Below are 24,099 nucleotides of genomic sequence, written 5' to 3' on the forward strand. Positions count from 1 at the left end.
TTACGATGGCCGCAGGGGGTGACCGTAGGGCGGGCGTAGCCCGGCCGGAGGTCGCCCCCTGCGGTGCGCGGTCTTCATAGACCCCGCCGACGGCCGTGATGGGAGACACTGGCGGTTCTCAACGACCAAGAAGAGACCGCCGGTGCCTGGAACCCACATCACGGACCATCAGGTGAAACTCTACATGAAGCACCGAGGACAACACACGCAGCGAGTCGCGGCCGCGAAGGCCGGGTTCAGCGAGAGGACGGCCCGGCGGATCGACCGGGACCCGCGCCTTCCTTCCCAGAAACGGGATCATCGCCACTGGCGCACCCGCGAGGATCCGCTGGAGGACGTCTGGGAGACGGACATCCTGCCGATGCTGGAGGGCGCGCCCGGCCTGAAGGCGGTCACCATCTTCGAGGAGCTGGAGCGGCGCTATCCGGATCAGAATTGGCCGTCGCGCCGGCGGACCCTGGAGCGCCGGATTCGGGAATGGCGCGCGCTGAAGGGGCCGGAGAAGGAGGTCATCTTTCGCCAGGCCAACCCGCCCGGCCGGATGGCCTTGTCGGACTTCACCGATGCCGCCGAGCTGGCGGTGATCATCAACGGGGCGCCGCTCGCGCACCGGCTCTACCATTTCACCCTGGCCTACTCGGGCTGGGAGTACGCCGAGGTGGTGCTGGGCGGCGAGAGCTTCATCGCCTTGGCCGCCGGTCTCCAGAACGCCCTGTGGTCCCTCGGCGGTGTCCCGGCCGAACATCGCACCGACAGCCTGTCGGCTGCCTTCCGGAACCTCGACAAGGAGGCCGCCCGGGACATGACGGAGCGTCATCAAGGTCTCTGTGACCACTACGGCATGGTCGCGAGCCGCAACAACCGCGGCGTCGCCCACGAGAACGGCGCTATCGAGAGCCGGAACGGCCACCTCAAGAGGGCTCTCGACCAGGCCCTTCTGCTGCGCGGGAGCCGGGACTTCCCTGATCTGGAGGCCTACCGCCGCTTCGTCGCCGAGGTGGTGGGGCGGGCCAATGCCCGTCGCCGCGAGATGCTGGCCGTCGAGAAGCCGGTTCTCCGCAGCCTGCCGCCGCGCCGGACGATGGATTACGAAGAGGCCCGGGTGCTGGTGACCAGCGCCGGCGGCTTCGTCCTGCGCCGGGTCTTTTACACGGCGCCGTCGCAGTTCATCGGCCACCATCTCCGCCTGCGCATCCACGACGACCGGCTTGAAGGCTTCCTCGGCGGCACCCCCGTTCTGACCCTGCCACGCGGTCGCGCGCCCTCCGGCAACGGCCATGGCTACGTCGTCAACTACCGCCACGTCATCCACAGCTTGCGACGCAAGCCCCAGGCCTTCCAGAACCTGGTCTACCGGGACCACCTGTTCCCCCGGACCGAATACCGGCGGGCCTGGGATGCCATGATGGCCTCCATGGACCCGCGCGTCGCCTGCCGGACCATGGTCGGCCTACTGGCCCTGGCGCACGACGCCGGCTGCGAGGCGGATCTGGCACGGCGACTGGGCGAGGATCTCGACCACGGACGGCTTCCCGACCTGGCCCTTCTGCGGATGACCTTCCCGGTTAGCGGCGGCACGATCCCGAACGTGACGGTGGCGCTGCCGTCGGCATCGGATTACGACATCCTCGTCGCGGGAGCCGGCCGATGAGCATCTCGGTTGACATCGCCAAGCTGCCGCTGCTCCTCACCGAGTTGCGGCTGCCGACCATCAAGCAGTTCTGGGAGGAATTCGCCGAGCGCGCCGACATGGAAGGCTGGCCCGCCAGCCGTTTCCTGGCGACGCTGGCTGAACTCGAACTCGCGGAACGGGAGCGCCGGCGCATCCAGCGGCACCTCGTGGCGGCCAGGCTGCCTTCGGGCAAGACCCTCGACACCTTCGACTTCTCGGCGGTGCCGATGGTCAGCAAGGCCCACGTCATGGCGCTCGCTGCCGGCGACGGCTGGCTGGACCAGGGCAAGAACCTGCTGTTCTTCGGTCCGCCCGGCGGCGGGAAGACCCACCTCAGCGCCGCCCTCGGCCACACGCTCATCGACAACGGGTTCCGCGTCCTGTTCACCAGGACGACCGATCTCGTCCAGCGCCTCCAGACGGCCCGGCAGGACCTCGCCCTGGCGAGCGCCATCGACAAGCTGGACAAGTACGACCTGCTGATCCTCGACGACCTGTCCTACGTCGAAAAGAGCCAGGCCGAGACCAGCGTCCTGTTCGAGTTGATCGCCGCCCGCTACGAGCGACGGTCGCTCTTGATCACGGCCAACCAGCCGTTCGGCCAGTGGGACCGGATCTTTCCTGACAAGGCCATGACCATCGCCGCCATCGACAGGCTGGTCCACCACGCCACGATCTTCGAGTTGAACGTCGAGAGCTACCGGCGCCGAACCGCGGTCGGCAGGGACGCCGCACCATCCGCGACAACTACCGACGCGGATAATTGTCGCCCGGCGACAACTACATCGGAGACCGGCGACAATTAGACTTGCCGGCGCCGCTGCGCGGCGCCACCATCGTCATCCCATCACGGCGACCGGCCATCGTAGTTGACGCCCACCGGCCTTCCTAATTGTCGCGCTACACCGGACTGGTGCGTCGAGAGATCAAGGCCGCAGAACTTGAGGAACTGCCGGTGGTGGCCGAAACGCCGAAGGTCGCCGACTTCGGCGATGATGGTCAGGGCGTTGATCGGGCCGATTCCGGGGATGCTGTGCAAGAGACGATACTGGCGATTGTCGCCGAGCAGGTCTTCGGCCTTCTGCTCGATCAGGTCCCGCTGCCGGATGAGGCCGCGCGCCTCGGCAAGGACCATCCTGAACATGGCAATGGCGGCCGACGACACCGGGGCGGGGATGGCGATGGAGTTGCGGGCGGTCTCGTAGATGTCGGCGAGGAGGCGCTGCTTGCCGATCTTGCGGCCGATGACGGGCCACGCGGCGGCGGCAAAGGCATCTTTTTCCAGGCACATGATGCTGGCGGGCGTGGGAAAGGCTTCCAGAAGAGCCAGGAACCAGTCGCTCCGGCTGTTGCCCTTGAAGCGTTCGGCCTCGGGAAAGTAGAGCGGCAGGTAGTGCGTCAGGATGCGGTGCCAGATCTCCGTCTTGGCCCGCGACACCACCTCGTGCGTCTTCGACAGTTCCTGGACGTCGTCGAGCTTGGCGATGGTCGGATCCAGGTAGACGCCGGAGCGGCCGATCCGCAAGAGGTGCAGGATGACCTGGGCGTCCTTCGGGTCGTTCTTGTCCCAGCCGTTGTGCAACGCTTCGCGCGTCCGGGCCAAGCTGACCGACGATATCAGACGCAGGCTGAAGCCCTCCTGCGCCAGCCGGAAGGCGAGCGCCCGGTGATACAGGCCGGTCGGCTCGAACCCGACGACGATCGGGGCGCCGTAGCCATGCAGGACCTCTACCAGCCGATCATGATCGGCCTTCGCGTTCAGGATCGTCAGGCGCCGGCGTCGCCGGCGGCTCGGCGCCTCGATCAGAACCTCGTGGCGGTACTTCGAGATATCGACAGCCACCAGCACGGCGTCGGACGTAGGCTCGTGATTGGTCATGGTCGGTTGATCCCTCAGTGACAGAGCTGCAACCGTCACAGTGGGCTCTGCCACCGGCCATGACCGCCCCTCCGCAAGGCGGAGGGCTGCGGGGCGGTCATGACCTCCACCCCTGGCGCTTCCTGATGTGTTACGGCACGGAGTTCACCAGCAATGCCGTGCTGCGGTGGACCCAGGACCGGCAGATCGCCTGGCACTATATCGCGCCGGGCAAGCCGACGCAGAACGCTTTCGTGGAGAGCTTCAACGGCCGCCTGCGGGACGAATGCCTGAACGAGACCCTGTTCTCGTCGCTGGGGCATGTTCGCCACGATCTGGCCGGGTGGCGGCATGACTACAACCACGTCCGGCCGCATTCCAGCCTGGGCGATGCCACGCCCGCCGAAGTCGGCCGAGAATTTTCGCCGCAACCGTCTCCGGGGCGCGCCCCGGAGACGGTTGCCTTCATCGCCCGCCCAGGGCATCAATCTCGGGAGGCTCTACTTTCAACCGGATGAGCGTTGGGGAGCAGGCCAAGGGTTACCGGCTTTTGGCGGCAGCCCTTCTTGTCGCTTCACAGCGCCGGCACCGGAGGCGGAAACCAGGAACAACCTTTGGTGCCAATTTGTTCCATCTGAAGGGTGAGGCACAGCCGGGCCTTCCTATCGGCAACCCACTAACCGATACTCTCGTACTACATGATTGCGGTGAGGTGACGGCGGAGATCAATCAGTTGAGCACGCTTCTATGGCAGCTACTCGGCTTTGATGAGCCGGTTCGCGTTCGCGACGTGGAACTGAGCGCGGTCAACGATGAGCACCAGCTCCGCGAGAAGCTGGCGCGTGTTGTCATGGACGAGATGTACCAGTTCGTCGGCCTGCTCGACCGCAAGGGACGGCTGCTTGATGTCAATCGGGCTGCGCTCGAAGGGGCCGGCATCCGCCTGGAGGACCTCAAGGGAAAACCATTCTGGGAGGCGCGGTGGTGGCGCGTCTCCGAGGAGATCATGGAAGACCAGCGTCAGGCCTGCCTGCGCGCGGCCGATGGCACGTTCGTGCGCTACGACGTGGAGGTCTACGGCGAGGCGGCCGGCGAGCACACCATCATCATTGACTATTCGCTCATACCCGTCACCGACCAGAGCGGTGCCGTGGTGTTCCTGCTGGCCGAGGGCCGCAACATCACGGAGAAGAAGCGGGCCGAAGCCGAGATCGCGCGAAAGAACCACGAGCTTGAACTCCTGCTGGCCCGCATCCGCGAGCTGGACGAGGTCAAGAGCCAGTTCTTCGCCAATGTCAGCCACGAGTTACGCACGCCACTCGCGCTCATGCTCGGTCCCACGGAACGCATGCTGCAAGCCGCCTCCCTGACCGACACGGACCGTCGCGACATCGAGATCATCCGCAAGAACGCGTTCATGTTGCTCAAGCACGTGAACGACCTGCTGGACGTCGCAAAACTGGACGCCGGCCAGATGGGGCTCGATTACCAGGAAGCCGACCTCGCCGCGCTGGTCCGCAGCATGGCCGGCCACTTCGAGGCGCTGGCGCCCGAGCGCAACGTCCGCTTCCTGGTTCGCGCGCCCGAGGCGCTGGCGGCCCAGGTCGACAGGTCGAAGATCGAACGGGTCGCCCTCAACCTGCTGTCCAACGCCTTCAAGTTCACGCCGACGGGCGGGCGGATCGTCTGCACGGTGGGCCAGGCCGACGACCGCTGGGCGGTGATCTCGGTGCAGGACAGCGGCCCGGGTGTCCCGCCGCAGATGCGAGAGGCCATTTTCGAACGGTTCCGCCAAGCCGACGGAAGCGCGAGCCGGCGGGCGGGCGGCACCGGGCTCGGACTCGCCGTCACGAAGGAATTCGTCGAGTTGCACGGCGGCTCCGTCTCCGTGGCGGACAGCCCGGGCGGCGGCGCGCTGTTTCAGGTCAGCCTGCCGCTGAAGGCCCCCGACGGCACGGCGGTCCGTCCAGCTGATGAGGCCGAGGCCGCGCCGGAGCGGAACCCGACCGTCGCCGGAATGCTGGGCCAGCTCTCGGAGACGCACACGGCCGAAGCCGAACCCATGTCCCCGGCGCCCGACCGCACCGGCGCCCCGCTGGTCCTGGTGGTGGAGGACAACGCTGATCTGCGTCGGTTCATGGTCGAGACCCTGCGATACCGGTTCGACCTCAGGATTGCGTCCGATGGCCGGCAGGGGCTGGACATGGCGCGGGAGCACCGGCCCGACGTCATCCTGACCGACATCATGATGCCGCGCATGTCCGGCGACCAGATGATCGAGGCCATTCGCGAAGACCCAGCGCTGGCGGACACGCCCATTCTGGTGCTGTCGGCCAAGGCCGACGACGCCCTGCGTATCCGGCTGCTTCGACGGGGCGCCCAGGATTACGTTGTAAAGCCGTTCTCGCCCGAGGAACTGACCGCGCGGGTCGCAAACCTGGCCGACGTCAAGCGCGCGCGGGACGTGTTGCGCGGGGAGTTGAAGTCCAGCCAGCGCAACATAGAGGCGCTGGCCAAGGATATGGCGGCGCGATCGCGGCAGCTTGCTCGGGCCCTTGATGAAGCGCACGTCGCCCGGCAACAGGCCGAGGCGGCGGCTGCGGCCAAGAGCCGGTTCCTTGGCATGGCGTCCCACGAGTTGCGCTCTCCGTTGCAGATCTTCGAGCTATACCTGGAAGTGCTTAAGCGCGCTCCCGCCCTGGCCGAGGGACGCGAGGCCAAGGCGGTCGCCAACCTGGCCGGTGCATCGCGACGGATGGCCGACATCGTCAATTCCATCCTTGAGCAGAGTGCCGTCGAAAGCGGGAAGATCAGCGTCAGCCCCGAGTATTTCGACTTGAGAGGGCTCGCCGAGCAGGTGGTGGCCGACGTTGGCGAACGGGCGGTCGCCCAGGGGCAGACCATTACCGTTGAGCCCGGCAACGAAATTGTCGTGTACACCGATTGCAAGCTGATGCGCCTGGTTCTGGTCAACCTGATCGAAAACGCGATCAAGCACACCGATGGCGCCGCGGTAACCGTCAGCCTCTCCGAGGGGCACGATGAGGCTCGCTGCACTGTCGCCGACACCGGCCCCGGCATCGCCCCCGCCGATCAAGCGGTCATCTTCCAGCCCTTCGAGCAACTCGGCGACGTGCGCCGCAAGCACACCCCGGGCGTCGGCCTCGGGCTTTCGCTGGTCAAGAGCCTGCTTGAAACCCTGGGCGGGCGGGTTGAGCTGGAGTCCGCGCACGGCCGCGGCAGCCGGTTTACGGCAGTCCTGCCGCGGCAGGAAGCGGATGGCGGGGACGCGCCATGACGATACGGATATTGGTGGTCGAAGACGATATCATCATTCGGCAGGGCTTCGTGACGGTCCTTGAGCTGGAGGGGTTCGTGGTGCGGGAGGCTGCCGACGGACGCGAGGCCCTAGAGGTGCTGCCCGATTGGCGGCCCGACGTGATACTGCTCGACCTGATGATGCCCGTGATGACCGGGTGGGACTTCCGCGAAGCCCAATTGGGCGACAGTGCCTTAGCCGCCATACCCGTCATTATAATGTCCGGCTTCGCGGACTCTGAAGGAGAGGTTGCGACGCTGAAGCCGGCCGCGCACCTCCAGAAGCCGGTCTCCTTCCAGGCGATGGTGGACAAGATCCATCATGTCCACGGGAGCTGACCCGCGCCGGGCCACGGATCTACCTTTCATTTCCCAACGGTCGCTCGCCCGCGCCAAATGCCGTTGCGGCCCGGCTGTGGCGGGCTCGGCCGGCTGCTCGCGCCGCTCAAGATGTACCGGCCTCCGGCTCGCGCCGAGCGCCCGGCCCGACTGCCGCCATCCGAAGCGTCAGCCGGACGCGGCTTCCATCTTGGGATCGTACAACCGGAACACACTGCCTCCGTGGCGCTTGGCCGCGTACATGGCGATGTCCGCGCGATGGACCAGTCGATCCAGGCTCTCGTCCTCGCCGGAATAGAACGCGATGCCCACCGATCCCGCGATCTTTCCTGTCTGGCCGCCCAGATCGAAGGGCTGCGCCAGCGACAGCAGGATCCGCTCGGCCACGAACTCGATCTCACGGGGCGACACCGTCGCGGGAACCAGCACCGCGAACTCATCGCCCCCGAGACGGGCCACAGTGTCCGTGGAGCGCAGGTACGCCGCGATGCGGTCCCCCGCTTCCTTGAGAACCATATCGCCAGCCGCGTGCCCGAGGGTGTCATTGACCTTTTTGAAGCCGTCCAGGTCGATGTACATCAGGGCCATGGTGCGCTTGTTGCGGCGGCTCTGCTCCACCGCCTGGACCAGGCGGTCCTGGAAGAGGTTGCGGTTGGGAAGGCCGGTGAGGGCATCGAAGTTCGCCTGGCACCAGACGTCGTCTTCCTCGCGCCGGCGCTCCGTAATGTCCTCGAACAAGGCCACGTAGACGAAGTCGCTACTCCCGGTGCTGCTGATGGGCGACACCGAGGTGTTCAGCAGGAGGACGCGGCCGTCGTGGCACTTCGAAGACAGTTCGCCGCGCCAGACCCTGTTTGCCCGGATGGTGCGCCAGAAGTCGTCGTAGACCGAAGCCTCGGTTTCGCCCGACTGAATGCTCGCGATGGTCGCGCCTATCAGCTTGTCGGCCGGATAGCCCATCAAGTCGCAAAACGGCTGATTGGCATACTGGATCACGCCGTCGTCGTCGAAGATGGTGACGGGGGCCGGGCCGCGCTCCACCGCGTTGGAAAGGGTCCGAAGCTGGAGTTCCGCCTTCTTCCGGTCGCGGATGTCGGTGAACAGCAGAACCGTGCCCTGTTCGCCGGCGGCCAGCGGATGCGCGTTGAACTCGACCGGCAGAGTCTGACCCTCGGCGGTCCAGAAGACGGTATCGGTTTCCTGCACCGCCTCGCCGTTGCGGAAGGCACGTGTCATCGCGCAGGTCCGAACATCGCGGGGCTGGCCGTCCGGGGTGGCGTAATAGATCAGGTCACGCACATGTGCGCCGATCAGCGCTTCTCGATCATATCCGAGCAACTGCCGAGCCATCGGGTTGCAGTCGGTGCAGACCCCGTGCCGGTTGATCGCGAGGATGCCTTGCCCCGAGGAATCGATCAGCAGCCGCAGACGCTCCTCGGCGCTCTTGCGTTCGGCGCACTGGACCCGCAATTCGCCGGTCCTCTGCTCGACCAGCACGTCCTGGTGCTCCTTTGCCGCACGCAGGGAGAGGATCTGCTGCCGGACCCGCGCCAGACCGGCGACGGTTGTCGCGCTGACCAAAAGCCAGACCGCCAGGTGCACTGCCAAGGAATGCTGCTTTGTCCGAGTCTCGGCGGCCAGAAGTTCGGTTGGCGTGAATGACACGCTGAGCCCGCCACGGATGTCACCCACCTTGTACCCTTGATGTTCGTGGCATGTGATGCAGACCTGCTCGACCATCAGGGGCTTCATGTAGCGGAACAATGGCGTCGAGCCCTCGACCAACTCGAACCGGCTGGGGCTGCCCTGCTCGAACGCCTTCAGGGCCGCCGTTTCCCAAGCGTCCGCGAAGTTTCCGGGATTGATCGGCTTGAGGCTGGTCAAGTGGACGGTGGTGTCGGACTTGTCGCGGATAAGCTCGGCGAGCTGGCGCGTCATGAACGCCGGGTTGACCTTGGTCAGGACCGTGTTCCCGGGTCCGTCGATTTCCCGATGGGGGTCTTTGAGGTAAGGGTTGGGCTGCGTTTCCGGACCCGTTGGCACGTAGACGCCGCCGTGGAAGGCGTTCCAGCTTCGCACGGCCTCAACCATGCCTTCGATGTATTTCGCCTGCCCCAACGCCATGTTTTCGGTATGGAGTTCGGTGGTGCGCCATCCCCACCATAGCGAACTGCCGACCATCGCGGTCCACAGCATAAGCGGGATCATCCAGTAACGGCGATCCTCGGCTATTCGGCTGATCAAGTCACCGAAAACATCCCATGGGTCACTAACATGCCCCTTCCGATGCGCCATGCGCCAAACCTTCCAGCGGACCAGCGAGAAGCCCCGACAATGGGCTACCTCCTTTTTGCTGCATTACACCTAAGTATGAAATGTTTCAACTGAGTAATGTGCGCATGTATTTTCCCTTGATCGACGTCTGGCGGGACGAGCAGTCAAAGAGGATGCGCCAAGACACCTTCATCCCGGACGCCGGCATGTTTCGAGCCTCTTGAGATGCCGTCTGCAGACGGCCGGTGCCGCCGGCCGGGGTTTATCGTCACCGGCTCCACCGAAGCCGCACCCTGTGCCCGCGACCGGCTTGTCGACGTGCTGTCGGACGCCGAGGGGCGGGACCATCAGGGGGGCAGGGGTCTTGAGGGTTGGTCTGGAAAGCAGTCTGCGGAGATGCGACCTGCTGATTTCCAAGTTGGGGCCGGCCGCTCCACCTTGCGGCGCATCCGGTTGATGCGCAAGTAAGTGGTCATGGATATCTGCTGCAAAACCACACGTCTCGGCCTGTTCGATGCCTCCCGAAGCGCCGCCCGGCCAAGCTGAGGAGCGAGGCGTGCTCGATTTCCTTCGACGCCTCGTCTGGAAACGACGGCAGCGGCTCGACGGTCTGATGCTGCCGTTGAAGCTGCGTACCTATCTCGTCCGCCTGATCCTGCTCTTGCTGGTGCTCGCCGGCCTGCATGTCGCTGCCATTGTGGTCTTCGAAGGGCTTACGCCATTCCAGGCCCTCTGGCTGACATTGACCACAATGACAACGGTCGGATACGGGGACTATTCCGCCGAGACCGTCGCCGGGCGCCTCTCGACCATGATCCTGGTCTTTCTCGGGGGCATCTGGGTCGCCTTTCAGAGCGCGGCCACCTACTTCGACTATCGGGCGGAGCGCCGGGAGCGGAAGCAGCGCGGACTCTGGAGATGGTGTATGAAAGACCACATTCTGCTGCTGAACGTCCCCAGTGAACGGACTGCCGAGTATCTGGGGCGGTTGTCCAGGGAATTCCGGGCAAGCCGCCGGTTCTCGCAGACACCGATCCAGATCGTCTGCATGTGTTTCGAGAATGGCCTTCCAGACTCGCTGAGCACGCTGGGAGTGGTGCATCGCCAGGGTCAGCCGTGGGACCATGCTGCCCTGCAAGCCGCGACGGCAGACCAGGCCTCCACCATCGTGGTCCTCGCGGAGAGTGATTCCGATCCCGGAACCGACGGGCGGACGCTCGACATCGTGGACCGCCTGCGGGGCCTCGGCGCGAAGGGCAGGATCATTGCGGAATGCGTGGACGACGTGAACCGGCCACGCCTGAAACGTTTCGGAGCCGACATCGTCGTCCGGCCCATGCGGGGCTATCCGGAGATGATCGTGCGTGCCTTGGCCGCGCCCGGGAGCGAGGCAATCCTGGAGAACCTGTTCACCAGCAGAGGACACGAATGCTGGAGATACGACGTCTCCGTCTCCGGCTGGTCGTGGACGGACCTAGTGGCGACGCTGGTCCGCGAAGACATCGGGGTGCCGATCGCGTACCGATCCGAGGAGCAGGAGCTGATACTCAACCCAAGGCCCCACGAGTCCGTCAAGGCGGATAAGCTTTACGTCCTCGTGCGGGAAGGCAACGCCCGTCCCGACAACGATCTGAAAGCTCTGCTCCGGACGCCGCCTTGATCGCAGGCGAGCCTGCTGCCTGATAGAATGCCCCCGGCCCGCCTCAGGCGAAGGTGTCGGCCGTGATGCTGGCGTACCATCCCCGCGCGTCCTCGGCCTCCTTGCGACGGTACTCTTGCGTCGCGTCCAGGGGGCTGGAGCCGCTGGCCCCGTCGATGGCGCGGATGCCGCCGGTCTTCAGATCATAAACCGCGGCCACTGCGATCCCGTAATCGGGCGCAAGCAGACTGTAGCAGGCGTTGATGAAGGCCGCCGGGCCAAAGTCGCGGCCGGTCAGGCGCGCCGCCACCGCATGGGCGCAGACCTTTGCCGCTGAATTTCCGGCCGAGGCCGATTTCGGCAGGGCGGTGCGGGCGGCGTCGCCCAGGACATGAACGCCGGGATACCGGGTGGACTCGAACGTGGCCGGGTCCACCGGACACCATCCCTCGGCATCCGCCAGGTCCGAGTCCGTGGCGATGCGTCCGGCCTGCTGCGGCGGGATCAGGTTGATGACGTCGCCGGTATGGGTTTCGAAGTCGGTGCGCAGGGTCAGGTCGTCGGGTTCCACGCCCGTCACCCAGCCGGCGGGCGTTGTGACGATGCGCTCGATCATGCCCGGATAGAGCGTGTCCCATCCTTGTTGGAACAGGTCCCCCTTGGGCATGGCCTGGGTCGCGTCCAGGATCAGGACCTTGGAGCGCGGCTTGGTTTGGCTCAGTTCGTGGGCGATGAGGCTGGCCCGCTCGAACGGGCCCGGGGGACAGCGGTAGGGCCCCGGCGGCACGGCGATGATGACGCGCCCCCCGTCTGGCATGTCCTCCAGTTGCGCGCGCAGCAGGCGGGTCTGGTCGCCGGCCTTCCAGGCGTGCGGCATGCGCCTGGCCGCGTCGGCGGTGTAGTTCTCGATGCCGTCGGTGACGAAGTCGATGCCGGGCGCCACCACCAGGATATCGGCCTGAAGAACGGTGCCGCCGGACAGCGTCACGGTCTTCGCGGCGGGATCGACCCGCTCTGCCTGGCGCGCGATGAAATGGATGCCGTCGCGCAGCGCCCCGTCGCGACCGACGGTAATGGTCTCCATGCTGTTAATGCCGCCGATGACCGTGTTGCTGAAGGGGCAGGTGACGTAGGGTGCCGCAGGATCGACGAGGGTCACAGCAGTCCGCGGGGCCGCGCGTTTCAGATAGCGTGCGAAGGTCGCGCCGGCAAAGCCGCCGCCGACCACCACGACGCGGGCCTCGGCCGGTGCCTGCGCCCGAACGCCTGGCGCGGGCAGCACACCGGCGCTCAGTGCCAGGCCGGCGCCGGCGCCGGCGCCGGCGAGGAGGGTGAAGCGGCGGCGCGTCAGCTCAGTCATGCTCTTCCTCCTCTCGCTCGGAACCTTCATGCTCTTCAAGCCTTTCATGCCGTTCGCGTCCGTCTTCGCCAGCGGCCGGGTGCTCGGCGGCGCGCCGGGCGGCAAAATGGTCGGCCAGCGCGGCGATCTCGGCGTCGGAAAAACCCTTGGCGATGAGCGCCATGAGGCGGTGCTCGCCCGGCTCCGCCACAAGTTCGCGCATCTCCTCGGCGAACTCCTCCGGCGAGCGGATCTCGTCCAGCCCCTCGATTCCACCGGGGGCATGGCACAGGGCGCAGAGCGCCGCCAGCGTTTCGGCCGATCGCTGCGCGGGGCCCGCATCCTGGGCGGCTGCCGGTCCGGCGGTCGAGAGCGCCAGGAGGCCGGTGAGTATCAGAGTGGACCTGTGGGACATGGCTCCCGCTCCCTGTCGCGTGCAATGTCAGTCGCTTAAGAACCACAACATTTGCAAGGTCTTGTTGTTCCGTTGCGAAATGCCGCCGCCGCTCAGATGGGCGGGCCGCCGAGGGTCAGCGGCGCACGGGCGGGCCGGCGGTGGCTGAACGCGGGCGCGCTCCAGAAGGACGAAGGCGGATGCCGCGAGCGGCCTACCGCCGCTCCTCCAGCGTCCACGGGTTGTCGGTGACCGGCACGGCGCCGTCCTCCGTCACGCGCACGGTGTCGCTGCAGCCGATGCCCCATGCGCCCGGGATGCGCAGGCACAGCGGCAGATGGAAAACCATGCCGGGCGTGAAGACCCGGTCCTGGCCCCGCGCGATGTAGCCGGACCCCTCCACCCACGACGGCGGGAACTGCGCGCCGACGGCATATCCGAAGACGCCGGAAAAGAAGACGTCGTCCACCAGCGGCGCCAGGGCCTCCTCGGCGACGCGGGCGGCGGCGTCGAATTTGGCGCCGGGACGGATGGCAACGAGCAGGGCGTCATACATGCGGCGGATGGTGTCGAAGACCTCCACCATGCGGGGCGTCGGCGTCCCCGCGACCACGGTCCGCATCATGGGGGCCGTGTACCGCTGCCAGGCGGCGCCCAACTCGATGAACACCGGGTCGCCGTCCTCGATCCGGTGGCGGTGGTGGTTGACGTGGATGATGCTGCTGCGCCGCCCGGTGGTGACGATGGGCTGCATGCTCATGAACTCGCTGCCGGACCCGTACAGCGCCTGCGCGCCCGCCGCCGCGACCGCGCTGTCGGTGACGCCGGCCCGCGCGGCGTCCGCCGCCGCGGCGATGCACAGGCCGGTGATGCGGGCGCTGTGCTCCAGGAACGACAGCTCCAGCGGCGACTTGACGATGCGCACGCCGGCCATCAGGCCGGCGGCATCCTGGAAGTCGTGCCGCGGCAGCCGCGCCTTCAGCCCGTCGAGCACGCCGGGCCGCAGGGCCGCCTGCCAGGGATCAATCCCGATTCGCCGGCCGGCCCGCATCAGCGCGTCGGCCAGGGGGTCGAGCACCTCGGCGATGCTCTCCCAGCGGTAGCCGGTCACGTCCTCGAGCCGGGTGCAGGCGACGGCCGGACCGGTCTCGATGGAAGGGACCTGCAGCATCAGCCGGCCCGGCGCGAAGACCAGAACCGTGTGCACCGACACCTCGAACGTGCTGTAGCCGGTGAGGTAGTAGATATCGGCCGGCGAGGCGAGCAGCAACGCCTCCAGCCCCGCGGCCTCCATCGCGGCCGCGACGGCCTCATGGCGACGGCGGATCTCCTCGTCGGGAAGCGCGCATTCCGAACCGGCCAGCGGATGCAGCCGGCGACGATAGTCGTGATGGTCCATCAGGGGCCTCGCCGTGCCATGACGCCGATGACCGGCCACGCCGGCCGCAGATGACCATCATGCCACGCCGGACCCGCCTTGTCCGCTTGAGGCCGCGGCCGTCTTCGTGTTCGGCCGCCCCCGGACGGTCCCGCCGGCGTGCGGCTGGCATGTCCCGGAACCGGCCCTTTGCACAGGAAAAGGGGAGTGACGGCGGCGGTATCGGGAAAAGCGCGTTTCGGTGAAGCCGTTCACAGTGGGCGGGGCGGGGCGTCGGTAGGGTGAGGTCATGGATCGAGGGCAACGGGCCCGGGATCGATCCAGACCCCGAACCCAAGGAGACGAACCATGACCCTTCGCCGCACCTTCCTCGCCGCCATCGCCACCTCCGTCCTCTTCGCCGGTCCGGCGCTGGCGGACGGCCTCCACAAGGGCGGGCTGCCGCTGGTGTCCAACACCAACACGGTGCAGATGCAGAACACCGCCGCCGGCATCGGCAACCATGCCCATCAGGCGGCCCAGGTTACCCAGCAGGGCCCCATGACGGGCTGGAGCCACGGCGCGGCCTCGTCCTACAAGAGCCCCTACAAGGGCAAGGTGTCGCCCTACCCCGGCAAGGCGTACACGCCGACGGTCAACGTCAACACCACCGTCGGGACCAACGTCGCCGCAGGCATCGGCAACACCGCCAACCAGTTCCTGGGCGTCAGCCAGCAGGGCAGCCCGGGGGTGACCTCCGGCTTCAACGCGGTCGATGCCTCCAACCTGGCGGCGGGCCTGTTCAACAAGGCGGACCAGCAGGTTCTCGTGAACCAGCAGTAAGCCTGCTTCGCACACCACCACGCTTGCTCATGCAGTCTCTCTCGTCTGGATACCTTGGCCCCGGCCGTGCATCGGCCGGGGCTTTTTTTGTCGGCGCGACCGGCGGGCGGAGTGGACCGGTTCACAGTGCGGTCCCGCCGCCGGCGCTAGCCTGGGTCATCCCCGTTGATGCAAGGAGACCGCTCATGATCCGCTTTTCCCGTGTCCGCTCCCGCTCCCGCTTCCGGGTCCGGCCCGCGCTGGCCCTGGCCGTCGGTATCGCCGCATTGCCAGCCGGCGCCCTGGCACAGGAGGCCGGCGGCGTGGGCCTCTTCGTGCCGCCGGAGGCCGGTGCCATGGCGGTGGCCGGTGCCCTGGCCGCGCCCATGGCGCCGCCGCCGGTGGCCGCCCCCGTCGTGCGCCCGACGAACGTCGCTGCCGCCAATCCCGCCCGCCTGCGCGAGGGCGCGAACCGTCAGGCGGTGGCCTTGATCCGCGGCGACGGCGGCTATCTCGACGGCTTCTTCCGCGGCGAGCCTGTGGCACCCAGCCGCCAGCCGCCGCCGGAGCCCTTCGTGCCCAATTTCTTCACCTTCATCGACGCGCCCTTCATCGTGAACACCTTCGATAGCGACATCACCGTGGAACTGGCGACGGGCATCGTGGAAGGGGAGGACGGCGACGGGGGCGAGATCAAGGCGCAGGCGGGCGTGGCCCCCGAACTGGACGCCCTGTTCCTGTCCAACCAGAACAGCATCGTCAACGTGGCCGTCGGCAACAACAACACCGCGACGCAGCAGGTCACCATCACCGAGTGACCGTGCGGCAGCGAAAGAAAACCGCCCGCGACACCGACGGTCGCGGGCGGTGTTTCGTCGGGTGCAAAACTCACTTCAGCGGCTGCACCAGGCACAGGCTGTCGGGCTGGGGCAGCAGGGTCATGGTGCCGCCGGAGACGCTGGACTGGAAGCTCAGCGACCGCACCTGGTTGGGAATGCCGACGGAGCGGACGGACAGGTTCGTCACCTCCATCACCTTGCGGCCGTCCTGCCAGCAGGTGACGCGGACGTTCTCGTCGGCGGGAATGACCAGCACGCCGCCGGGCACGGGCGCGGCCTCGGCCGGGACGGGCTCCGGCGGCTGTTCGATGCCGGCCAGGGCGGACGAGGCGGTCGCGGCCAGAAGGGCGGCCGCCAGCACGGACAGGTGGCGGATGGTTCGCATGGCTCTCACTCCACTGTTCGAAGCGGCGTTATCCGCCGGTGACGGTTATCGGCATGGTCCGGGCCCGCACGGGGGAGCCCGAGGCGGTTCGGAAGGCGTCGACGATGGCATCCACCGTGGCGCCGGGAATGGGCTGCAGATCCTCGGCCTTCAGGGCATCGGGCAGCGCGACGCCGGCTTCCTGCTCGGCGGCGATGCAGGCGATGGTCTCCCGGCTGCCCGGCTGGTCCATGCGGATGACGAAGGGCTTTTCCGCCGACCCGGGCGGAATGGTCACCCGCTGTCCGGCCTGCACGAAGGCATCAGGCTGGAAGCGGTTGGGGAAGATGCGGGCCACGGCGCCGGAGGCATCGGCGTAGTAGCAGTAGAGGAACCCGGCCTCGGTCAGCCGGGCGGAGACCTCCATCGTCTCGCCGGTACGGTAGCGCGGGGCGGGGCCCCGGTTGCTGTCCAGCACCACGTCGGGCCCGGCCGAGGCCGGCGGCGGAGCAGGCGCGGTCACGGGCGCCGGAGGCGGCGCGGCGGCTGCGGTGGCGACGGCGACGGTGCCGCCGGTCGCCTGGGGCAGGCTGAGCATCCGCAGATAGGTGTCGAAGTCGACGGTGCCCGAGGGGATCAGGTCGTTTGCTGCCTGGAAGCGTCCCAGCGCATCCCGCGTCGCCTGGTCCAGCGTGCCGCCGCCGACGGGGACGGCGTAGCCGGCGCCGGACAGCACCCGCTGGGCGAACACCACCCGGTCGGAGGGACCCATGCCGTCGTACCACGACCGTGCCTGCGCCATGTAGGCGGGATTGGTCGACTCGATGCCCAGGCACTGCCAGTAGGGCACCTGCGTCAACTTGCCCAGGACCTCGATGGTGCTCAGTTCGATCAGCGTGCGCAGGGCCTGGTGCATCCCTTCCGAGCGGTTGAAGGACAGGCTGAAGGACAGGCCCGCTTTCTGGATTTCCCCGCCGGCACTGGCTCCCTGGCCGGAGGAGACCACGGCGATGGAGTTGCTGGTGGACGTGCCGGGCAGGATGCGCCGGGTCACCAGTTCGCCGATGCTCAGGTCGATGGAGATGACCGAGACGATCTGGTCCTGCGACACGCCCAGGTCCAGCGACGGCAGGGAGAGGCCGGCGCTGGCAGCGTCGGCGATGACGTTCTCGTCCAACTGGGTGACGGCGCCGCGCACGTAGTACGACGGCGCGCGGAACTCCGGCCGGATGCCGATGAGGGAGTGCAGGGCGTTGACGCTGTCCATCCCCGGCTCGAAGTCCACGAAGTCGAAGGCACCGCTGCGGTCGGACATGCGCGAGACTGCGGTGATCAGCATGTCCTTCGTGCCGCCGAGCAGCCGCCCGGTGGCGTCGGGAATGCCGTTGCTGGTGATGTAGATGTCGCGCTTGCCCTGGGTCCACAGCAACTCGTCCATGCAGCGCAGGGACTCGGTGAAGCTGGAGATGGTGCGCGTGGGCGCGGTGCTCGGCTGGCGGATGACGCTGGCCTGTTCGGGCGGGGTCATGCAGCCGCCGGCCAGAAGCGCGACGGCGGCGGCGCCGGCCAGGCGGGCGGTGCGGACGGTCGCCGGGCGGCGGCGTGGACGAGACGGCGGGTTGATGCGGCTCATGGCGGCGCTCCTTCGACGGCGGGGGCTGCGGTCAACGCCGGGGATCGGCGGCGCCGGCGGCACGAGGGTCCTGCGTCAGGCCGAAGATGTCCGCCGACATGCCCAGCGCCCGGTCGGCTGCGCGGCCGGCGCGCTCGTCCCGGTCCGCTGGCGCCCGGTCGCGTGCGGCCATGCCGAAGAACAGGGTCTCCATGGACACCCTTGCGCCGCCCCGCCTGGATGGGGCCTGGGCGCCGACCATGGCGGCCGGGGCGAGGGCGATACCGCCAGTGTGCAGGTCGGCCGCCCGCACCGGCGCGGATGGCAGGGTCGCGGCAAGGGAGCCCAGGATCAGGCCGGCGGCCAGAATGCGGCGGTGGGTCATGGGACGTCTCCTGCGTCGGGTGGCGGAAGAGGGCGGGGCCGCTGCCTCGCCGTCCATGCCCTTGACGCTAGCGCCGGCCGTCTCCGGCCGCTGTGAACCGGTTCACCCGTCTGCCGCGGCGGGCCCCCTGCCCCAATCCGTCACCGCATGTCCCGCGCCACCCGCAGGCCGTTGGCGATGTAGCGCACCCCGGCGTCGTAGAAGAAGCGGCTGGCAGAGGTGGCGTAGCTGTCGTCGTTGCGCCACGATCCGCCCCGCAGGACCCGGTCGCGGCATGCGCCGTCCACACGGGCCGAGCCGTCGCCCGGTGCGCCCTGGTGAGACTCCGTCCAGCAGTCCGCCACCCATTCGGCGACGCCGCCGGCGGTGCCGTAGAGCCCGGCGCCGTTGGCGGGGAAGATGTCCACCGCGGCCGGGCGCCGACGGTCGTAGGGACCGCCGCAGCCTCGGCAATTGGCTTCGCCGCCGCCGGCCCGCGCACCCCACCAGAAGGCGTCGTCCGAACCGCCGCGCGCGGCGTATTCCCACTCCGCTTCCGTCGGCAGGCGGTAGGGCTCGCCGGTCGTGTCCGCCAGCCAGTCGACGTAGGCGCCGGCGTCGTGCCAGTCCAGGTTATGGATGGGCAGGGTCGGCGGCAGGCCGCTGGCTTCGGGCACCGGCTCGCAGGCACCGTCGTCGACGCAGGCCTGCCACTCGCCGATGGTGACCTCGAACCGGCCGATGGCGAACGGCTCGGAGATGGTCACCCGGTGGGCCGGCCGCGCCGTGGGGTGCTCGCGGTTGGAGCCCATGGTGAACGTGCCCGGCTGCATGACCACCAGTTGCGGGCAGTCCTCGCAGTCCTTGATGATGCGCGGCGCCGCGCCCTCCGCCGCCGGGCCGGGCACGCCGACCGCCGGGATCGTGCCCGCCCCGCGGGTCTCGCTGCCGGCCGGCGGCTTGCGCAACGGAAGTGCGCCGGCGATCTGGACTTCGTCCGCGCCGGCTTCGGAATTCACGTCGGGGCGCTCGGGCGGGGGCGACAGAAGCCCGGCCCAGATGAAGGCCTCCAGCCCCTGGTCGGTGCGCACCGAGGCCCAGCCGCCCTCGCCGCCGACAACGCTGACAAGATCGCCGCGGTCGGCGATGGCGAGCCGGCGGCCGTCCAGGGACGGGGCCGCACGCAGGTTCGCCATGGTCTGGACCATCATGACGGTCTCTTCGTCCCCGGCGGGCTCGGGCGCCTCGGGCACCCGCATCGCGACCGAGGCGGCGGCAACGGCGGCGGCCTCGGCGGCATCGGCTTCGGGGTCGCCCGGCACGTCGTCGGCGGCGGCTGCCGCCGTGGGCTCGGCCTCCACCGAGGGTGCCGCTTCCGGTGCGGCGTCGGTGGCCCTCACCGGGTCGGCCAGGGCGGCGAGTTCGGCCTCCTCCGCCATGTCACCGGATTCCGCCGCCGCCATGGCGGGCGGGACCTGTGCCTCGGCCGGCTGGTCGAGGACGTCGGGCGAAAGGATGCTCAGGCGCACCGTGCCTTCGGCCTTGGCGCCCTCCTCGTCCTCCACCACGTAGGCGAAGGCGCCGGCGTCGCCGGGTTGGGCGCCGCCGGGGTCGAAGCTCAGCCGCTGGAGCGCGTTGGGCGCCAGCAGGTCGCCCACCCGCACGGCGTCGCCGGCGGCGTTGCGCACCACGCCGCGGTCGGGCACGGCGGAGACGGTGATGCGCAGGTCGTCGCCGTCCTCGTCCGTCGGGACCTCCAGGCCCAGCGGCGCGGCGATCACGCGCACCAGCCGCTCCGGCCCGACAACCGGCGGATGGTTCGACGGCACGATCTTGATGAACAGGCTGCCGAAGGCGATGCCGCCGCGGGTGTCCTCCACCGCGAACATCAGCGGTCCGGCGTGGCCGGTCATGGTGCCGTCGGGGGTGAAGGTGACGTGCCGGAGCTGCTCGGCCGTCAGCGTGTCGCCGATGAGCAGCGGGCGGCTTTCGAACTGGATCTTGCCGCCGCGCGGCAGGCCGGTGATGCGGGCCTTGAGCGGGTCGCCGTCGGGGTCCTCGACGCCCGTGATCTCCAGCGCGGTCTCGCCCTGCCGGTCGCCGATCTCCAGCGGTTCCAGCGCGCCCACGACCGGCGGCTCATTGGGCGGCAGCGGGTTGAAGTAGAAGGCTTCCGCCCCCAGAGATCCGAAGGTGTAGGGCTCCTGTCGGCCGTTCGTCGTGCGTAGCACGGCGTCGCGCACCTTGCGCAGGAACAGGCCCAGCTCCAGCCCCGGTACCTCCAGGTACTCCAGAAGGGCGTCGGTGTAGGGGCTGTTGTCGCCTTCGCCGTCCTCGGCCAGGGCGTCGGCGCGGGTGGCCATGGCGACCAGCGTATCCTTGGGCGTGTCGTCGACGCGCGCCAGGCCCAGGCCGATCTGCGCCGCCCGGCTGATCTGGCCGCTGCGGTCCATCAGGCGTTCGGCGAACGGATTGTTGCGGCAGGCGTCCAGGATCACCATGCCCAGGGTGCGGGCCTGCGAGACCTCGCCCAGCAGCAGGTCCAGCGGCATGGCCTCGTAGACCAGGTCGCGTTCGCGCTCCAGCCGGGCGTCGACGGGGATCAGGTAGTTTCGCCCGTTCACCTGCATGCCGTGGCCGGCGTAGTAGATGAGCGCCACGTCGGCATTCTGCGCCTTGATGCCGAACTGCCGCAGCGCCCCGGACAGGTCGCGGAAGTCGATGTCGGTGCGGTGCTCGACATCGAAGCCCAGGTCCGTCAGCGTCCGGGCCATTGCCTGGGCGTCGTTGACCGGGTTTATCAGGTGCGGCGCGTACTGGTACGTGCCCATGCCGATGATGAGCGCGATGCGCCGCTCGGTCGCGGCCTGGGCCGCGCCGGCGGCCCAGAGGAAGAGGAGTGAGACGAGAAGCGCCAGGAGCCTCATGGGGCACCTCCCTGTGACTGCGTGGCCGCCGTGCATGCTCTCAGTCCCCCGCCGTCCGTCCAGGCTTGGACAGGCTGACCGAAGCCAACCTTTTCAAGGTTTTGTTATTCTGCGGGTTCCGTTGTCAAAAGAAGATGATACGACGAAAGCGGTGGGTTTTTCTCGGGCGAATGCTTGTTAGTTCCGAGACTTTATTTCGGTGGTTCTCCTAGATCAGCGGCAGTGCCTGTTCGCTGAAGGATACGGCGGCGCCTAAGGCTCATGACCCGCCCCGGCGCGGGCGCGGGCGGTGCTACCATTCCCGCTGCGGAGCCGTCCCCCCTCGGTCGGCCCAGCGGGAGAACTTGCCCATGGCGAAGGTGGCGCCCGTCGACCCGGAGACGATCCTGGCGGACCACGGCCTGCTGCAGGCCTTCGACGAGGCGACCCGGCGGCGCATCGCGGCGCAGGCGGGGCCCCGGCGGGTGGAGGCTGGAAAGGTGATCTTCCAGCGCGGCGATCCCGGCGACAGCATGATCGCGGTGGCGCGCGGGCAGGTGAAGATTTCCACCTACTCCCAGGACGGCAAGGAACTGGTCCTCAACATCATCCGCACCGGCGAGGTGTTCGGCGAGATCGGCCTGCTGGACGGCGAGCCCCGCACCGCCGACGCCGCCGCGCTGGTGACCTGCGACCTGCTGGTGCTCAAGCGCGAGACCTTCCTGTCCCACCTGGAGGCCAACCCCGAGGTCACGCGGCGGCTTCTTGGCATTCTTTGCCAGCGTCTGCGCCGCACCAGCGCGCACCTGGAGGACTCGCTATTCCTGGAGGCGCCGGCCAGGCTGGCGCGGGCGTTGAGTCACCTGGTGGGGGCCTTCGGCATTCCCGCGCGGGCGGGGGTGTGCATCGACGTCAAGCTGTCGCAGCAGCAGCTGGGCGCCATCGTCGGCATCACGCGCGAAAGCGTGAACAAGCATCTGGGCGCGTGGCAGAAGGCCGGGTGGATCGCCATCCGCAACGGCTACATCACGGTTGTGGACGCTGACGCGCTGGCCGCCCTGGCGGGGCGCGAGCCCGAGGTCTGAGCCCCGGCTGTCTCGGCCGGTCCGAGAACCTGATACACCGGCAGCGGCCGCGCCTTGCCCTTCAGCGCGATGTCGCCGATGCAGGCGCTGTCGACGATTTCCGCCACGCGGTCGTGCGTCGACTGCGCGACAAGGATGCGGCAGCGGCTGCCGGGCGGCGGCTCGACGGTCTTGGCAAGGGCTTCCAGCCGGGCGGCGGTGTTCACCGTGTCGCCCATCACCGTGTATTCCAGGTGGCGGAAGGCGCCGACGCTGCCCGCCGTCATAGGGCCGGTGACGATGCCCACCCGCACGGCGGCCGGCGGCAGGCCGTTGTCCGCCCAGCGCGCCGCCAGCGCATCCAGTGCCGCTTCCATGGCGAGCGCCGCCCGCACCGCGCGGCATGCGTCCTGGGCGATGGCGGCGGGGTCCGTGCGGGGGATGGGGGCGCCGAAAATGGCCAGGATGCCGTCGCCGATGAAGCGCAGGACAATGCCGTCGTGTCCGACGATGATGTCGGTCATGGCCTCCAGATAATCTTCCAGCCACGCCATCAGCCGTTCCGGCCCCAGCTGTTCCGAGATAGGGGTGAAGTCGGCGATGTCGGTGAACATCACCGTCGCCGTCAGGGACTGCGGCCGCGGCCGTCCGCCTTGCAGGAAGGTGTCGCGCTGCTCCCAGATCTGGCGGGCGACAGGCGCCGACAGGTGACTCGTGAACAGGCCCATGAGCATGGCCTTCGCCACGCGCTCACGCCACGCCGCCAGCGCCGCCGCCGCGCTGATCGCCATGAGCCACGCCAGCGACGGCGCAAGCGGCGAGACCAGCGGCCCGCCCGCGCGATAAAGGCCGGCGGCGCCGATCCACAGTCCCGCCGCGCCCGCCGCGGCCCCCGCCGCCAGCAGGGCGGGCGGCGGGGCGGCGGCGACGAGGCTTCCGCCGGCCAGGGCGGCGAGCACGCAGACCAGCGCCCACGCCCAGGCCGGCAGGCGCGGATGATCCTCGCCGCTCAGCATCTGCGACAGTACGTGGGCCTGGATGACGACGCCCGCCGTCGACCCGCCGCGTCCGGCCACCGGCGTGGCGTGGCGGTCGAGCGCCGGGGAGACCACGCCCAGGATGACGATCCGGCCGGCCAGCCAGTCGTGCGGCAGCAAGGGCACCGCCTCTGCCGGATAGATGGGGAAGGGCGGGGCGGCGTCCGCCCCGGCCTGGCGCCAGGCGATGCGGAACATGCCGGCAGGGACCGTCGCCCCCACCCCCGCTGCCTCTGCCAGGGCGGCGGGAAAGCTCGGCAGGCCGTCCAGCCGCGGCACGTGCCGGCGCACCACGCCGTCCAGCCGGTCCGCCGCGAGATTGCCGTGGCCGACCGTCATGCCGTCCAGGAAGGACTCATGGAAGGCCCGCTGGCGCTCCGTCAGCGGCGTGGCCTCGGCGGCGGTCAGCAGCACCACGGGCGGCCCCGGCGCGCGCAGGGCGGCCTTCAGCGCGGCGTCGGCTTCCGGTCTGCTCGGCTGGTCGATCAGGACGTCGACTCCCAACGCCCTGATCTCCGCCGCCCGTAACGCCGCGATGGTGGAGGCGAGGAACGCGCGGTCGATGGGCGCGCGGTGGGGCAGTGTGGCGAGCGTGTCCTCGGTGATGGCGACGATGGCGATGTCGCGGCTTTGCGGGCGGGGTGGCGACAGCGCTCCGACGGCGGCGTCTTCCACCAGCCGGTCGGCGATGACCACGGTGGGCAGCATCAGCGCCGCCGCCACGGCGACGCAGGCGGCGGCCAGGGCGGCGAGCAGGCAGTCGCGCAGGCTGGTGCGGCCGTCCATGGTCACCGTCCCTTTCGGCGGGCGACGGCGAAAACCGCACGGGGTGTGGACCGGTTCACAGTCGCCAGGGCGCGCCCGGCGCACCATGAGGCATCAAGACCGAGCCAACCGGGAG

Annotated in this window: 17 protein-coding genes and 2 pseudogenes; 9 read left to right on the plus strand and 10 right to left on the minus strand. The window is 68.7% G+C overall.

Annotation, left to right across the window (positions count from 1 at the left end):
• Window positions 1–184: 184 nt before the first annotated feature.
• Window positions 185–1,651 carry an IS21 family transposase gene (istA, locus tag LG334_RS02705; protein ID WP_404379163.1) on the plus strand — a complete coding sequence of 489 codons (1,467 nt, stop codon included), beginning with the start codon at window positions 185–187 and terminating at the stop codon, window positions 1,649–1,651.
• A complete protein-coding gene (istB, locus tag LG334_RS02710; RefSeq protein WP_404379162.1) occupies window positions 1,648–2,478 on the plus strand; it encodes an IS21-like element helper ATPase IstB in 831 nt (276 codons plus the stop codon). The genes istA and istB overlap by 4 nt, the downstream gene beginning before the upstream one ends.
• A gap of 89 nt (window positions 2,479–2,567) precedes the next feature.
• Here istB and LG334_RS02715 read toward each other — a convergent pair.
• Window positions 2,568–3,551: pseudogene (locus LG334_RS02715) on the minus strand (IS110 family transposase); the annotation flags it as partial.
• Window positions 3,552–3,685: 134 nt separating this feature from the next.
• Between LG334_RS02715 and LG334_RS02720 the strand changes: the two are divergent.
• The 3 genes and pseudogenes from LG334_RS02720 to LG334_RS02730 form a co-directional block, all read left to right on the plus strand.
• Window positions 3,686–4,048 (plus strand): annotated as a pseudogene (locus tag LG334_RS02720) (transposase); the annotation flags it as partial.
• Between the two features lie 194 nt (window positions 4,049–4,242).
• A complete protein-coding gene (locus LG334_RS02725) occupies window positions 4,243–6,828 on the plus strand; it encodes an ATP-binding protein (RefSeq protein ID WP_404383053.1) in 2,586 nt (861 codons plus the stop codon).
• Window positions 6,825–7,187, plus strand: a complete 363-nt coding sequence (locus LG334_RS02730) for a response regulator (protein ID WP_404383055.1) — start codon at window positions 6,825–6,827, stop codon at window positions 7,185–7,187. Before LG334_RS02725 ends, LG334_RS02730 begins: the two co-directional genes overlap by 4 nt.
• A 168-nt stretch (window positions 7,188–7,355) precedes the next feature.
• On the opposite strand, the gene LG334_RS02735 is transcribed toward LG334_RS02730, so the two are convergent.
• Window positions 7,356–9,482 carry a diguanylate cyclase domain-containing protein gene (locus LG334_RS02735; RefSeq protein WP_404383057.1) on the minus strand — a complete coding sequence of 709 codons (2,127 nt, stop codon included), beginning with the start codon at window positions 9,480–9,482 and terminating at the stop codon, window positions 7,356–7,358.
• Between the two features lie 535 nt (window positions 9,483–10,017).
• Between LG334_RS02735 and LG334_RS02740 the strand changes: the two genes are divergently transcribed.
• Window positions 10,018–11,121 (plus strand): ion channel, encoded by a 1,104-nt coding sequence (locus tag LG334_RS02740; RefSeq protein ID WP_404383059.1) that lies wholly within the window; start codon window positions 10,018–10,020, stop codon window positions 11,119–11,121.
• Window positions 11,122–11,164: 43 nt separating this feature from the next.
• On the opposite strand, the gene LG334_RS02745 is transcribed toward LG334_RS02740, so the two are convergent.
• The 3 genes from LG334_RS02745 to LG334_RS02755 form a co-directional block, all read right to left on the minus strand.
• The gene (locus tag LG334_RS02745) at window positions 11,165–12,460 is read right to left on the minus strand and encodes an FCSD flavin-binding domain-containing protein (protein ID WP_404383061.1); all 1,296 of its coding nucleotides are present in this window, start codon (window positions 12,458–12,460) and stop codon (window positions 11,165–11,167) included.
• Window positions 12,453–12,854, minus strand: coding sequence for a c-type cytochrome (locus LG334_RS02750; protein WP_404383063.1), 402 nt, complete (start codon window positions 12,852–12,854; stop codon window positions 12,453–12,455). The genes LG334_RS02745 and LG334_RS02750 overlap by 8 nt, the downstream gene beginning before the upstream one ends.
• 193 nt (window positions 12,855–13,047) lie before the next feature.
• Window positions 13,048–14,232 carry a M24 family metallopeptidase gene (locus LG334_RS02755; protein WP_404383065.1) on the minus strand — a complete coding sequence of 395 codons (1,185 nt, stop codon included), beginning with the start codon at window positions 14,230–14,232 and terminating at the stop codon, window positions 13,048–13,050.
• A gap of 327 nt (window positions 14,233–14,559) precedes the next feature.
• Between LG334_RS02755 and LG334_RS02760 the strand changes: the two genes are divergently transcribed.
• Window positions 14,560–15,033: a hypothetical protein gene (locus LG334_RS02760; RefSeq protein WP_404383067.1), complete on the plus strand. Its 474-nt coding sequence runs from the start codon at window positions 14,560–14,562 to the stop codon at window positions 15,031–15,033.
• A gap of 185 nt (window positions 15,034–15,218) precedes the next feature.
• On the plus strand, window positions 15,219–15,830 hold the full coding sequence (locus LG334_RS02765; RefSeq protein ID WP_404383069.1) for a hypothetical protein: 612 nt from the start codon (window positions 15,219–15,221) through the stop codon (window positions 15,828–15,830).
• Window positions 15,831–15,900: 70 nt separating this feature from the next.
• Here the strand turns inward: LG334_RS02765 and LG334_RS02770 are convergent, their stop codons facing one another.
• The 4 genes from LG334_RS02770 to LG334_RS02785 form a co-directional block, all read right to left on the minus strand.
• The gene (locus LG334_RS02770) at window positions 15,901–16,236 is read right to left on the minus strand and encodes a hypothetical protein (RefSeq protein ID WP_404383071.1); all 336 of its coding nucleotides are present in this window, start codon (window positions 16,234–16,236) and stop codon (window positions 15,901–15,903) included.
• A gap of 28 nt (window positions 16,237–16,264) precedes the next feature.
• Window positions 16,265–17,848, minus strand: a complete 1,584-nt coding sequence (locus tag LG334_RS02775; protein ID WP_404383073.1) for a DUF4384 domain-containing protein — start codon at window positions 17,846–17,848, stop codon at window positions 16,265–16,267.
• Window positions 17,849–17,879: 31 nt separating this feature from the next.
• The gene (locus LG334_RS02780) at window positions 17,880–18,212 is read right to left on the minus strand and encodes a hypothetical protein (protein WP_404383075.1); all 333 of its coding nucleotides are present in this window, start codon (window positions 18,210–18,212) and stop codon (window positions 17,880–17,882) included.
• Between the two features lie 140 nt (window positions 18,213–18,352).
• A complete protein-coding gene (locus LG334_RS02785; protein ID WP_404383077.1) occupies window positions 18,353–21,118 on the minus strand; it encodes an SUMF1/EgtB/PvdO family nonheme iron enzyme in 2,766 nt (921 codons plus the stop codon).
• A gap of 350 nt (window positions 21,119–21,468) precedes the next feature.
• Here LG334_RS02785 and LG334_RS02790 point away from each other — a divergent pair, with 350 nt between their 5' ends.
• Window positions 21,469–22,182 (plus strand): Crp/Fnr family transcriptional regulator, encoded by a 714-nt coding sequence (locus tag LG334_RS02790; RefSeq protein ID WP_404383079.1) that lies wholly within the window; start codon window positions 21,469–21,471, stop codon window positions 22,180–22,182.
• On the opposite strand, the gene LG334_RS02795 is transcribed toward LG334_RS02790, so the two are convergent.
• Window positions 22,119–23,984, minus strand: coding sequence for a CHASE2 domain-containing protein (locus LG334_RS02795; protein WP_404383081.1), 1,866 nt, complete (start codon window positions 23,982–23,984; stop codon window positions 22,119–22,121). The genes LG334_RS02790 and LG334_RS02795 overlap by 64 nt on opposite strands.
• Window positions 23,985–24,099: the final 115 nt, after the last annotated feature.

Source organism: Caenispirillum salinarum (assembly GCF_044803115.1).
In the GTDB taxonomy this organism is placed as follows: domain Bacteria; phylum Pseudomonadota; class Alphaproteobacteria; order Rhodospirillales; family Rhodospirillaceae; genus Caenispirillum; species Caenispirillum salinarum_A.

Excerpts from the sequence above, each read along its gene's own strand:
- istA (WP_404379163.1), top strand. The coding sequence starts at position 185 with ATGAAGCACCGAGGACAACACACGCAGCGAGTCGCGGCCGCGAAGGCC.
- istB (WP_404379162.1), top strand. The coding sequence starts at position 1,648 with ATGAGCATCTCGGTTGACATCGCCAAGCTGCCGCTGCTCCTCACCGAG.
- LG334_RS02730 (WP_404383055.1), top strand. The coding sequence starts at position 6,825 with ATGACGATACGGATATTGGTGGTCGAAGACGATATCATCATTCGGCAG.
- LG334_RS02735 (WP_404383057.1), bottom strand. The coding sequence starts at position 9,482 with ATGGCGCATCGGAAGGGGCATGTTAGTGACCCATGGGATGTTTTCGGT.
- LG334_RS02745 (WP_404383061.1), bottom strand. The coding sequence starts at position 12,460 with ATGACTGAGCTGACGCGCCGCCGCTTCACCCTCCTCGCCGGCGCCGGC.
- LG334_RS02750 (WP_404383063.1), bottom strand. The coding sequence starts at position 12,854 with ATGTCCCACAGGTCCACTCTGATACTCACCGGCCTCCTGGCGCTCTCG.
- LG334_RS02755 (WP_404383065.1), bottom strand. The coding sequence starts at position 14,232 with ATGGACCATCACGACTATCGTCGCCGGCTGCATCCGCTGGCCGGTTCG.
- LG334_RS02760 (WP_404383067.1), top strand. The coding sequence starts at position 14,560 with ATGACCCTTCGCCGCACCTTCCTCGCCGCCATCGCCACCTCCGTCCTC.
- LG334_RS02765 (WP_404383069.1), top strand. The coding sequence starts at position 15,219 with ATGATCCGCTTTTCCCGTGTCCGCTCCCGCTCCCGCTTCCGGGTCCGG.
- LG334_RS02770 (WP_404383071.1), bottom strand. The coding sequence starts at position 16,236 with ATGCGAACCATCCGCCACCTGTCCGTGCTGGCGGCCGCCCTTCTGGCC.
- LG334_RS02775 (WP_404383073.1), bottom strand. The coding sequence starts at position 17,848 with ATGAGCCGCATCAACCCGCCGTCTCGTCCACGCCGCCGCCCGGCGACC.
- LG334_RS02780 (WP_404383075.1), bottom strand. The coding sequence starts at position 18,212 with ATGACCCACCGCCGCATTCTGGCCGCCGGCCTGATCCTGGGCTCCCTT.
- LG334_RS02785 (WP_404383077.1), bottom strand. The coding sequence starts at position 21,118 with ATGAGGCTCCTGGCGCTTCTCGTCTCACTCCTCTTCCTCTGGGCCGCC.
- LG334_RS02790 (WP_404383079.1), top strand. The coding sequence starts at position 21,469 with ATGGCGAAGGTGGCGCCCGTCGACCCGGAGACGATCCTGGCGGACCAC.
- LG334_RS02795 (WP_404383081.1), bottom strand. The coding sequence starts at position 23,984 with ATGGACGGCCGCACCAGCCTGCGCGACTGCCTGCTCGCCGCCCTGGCC.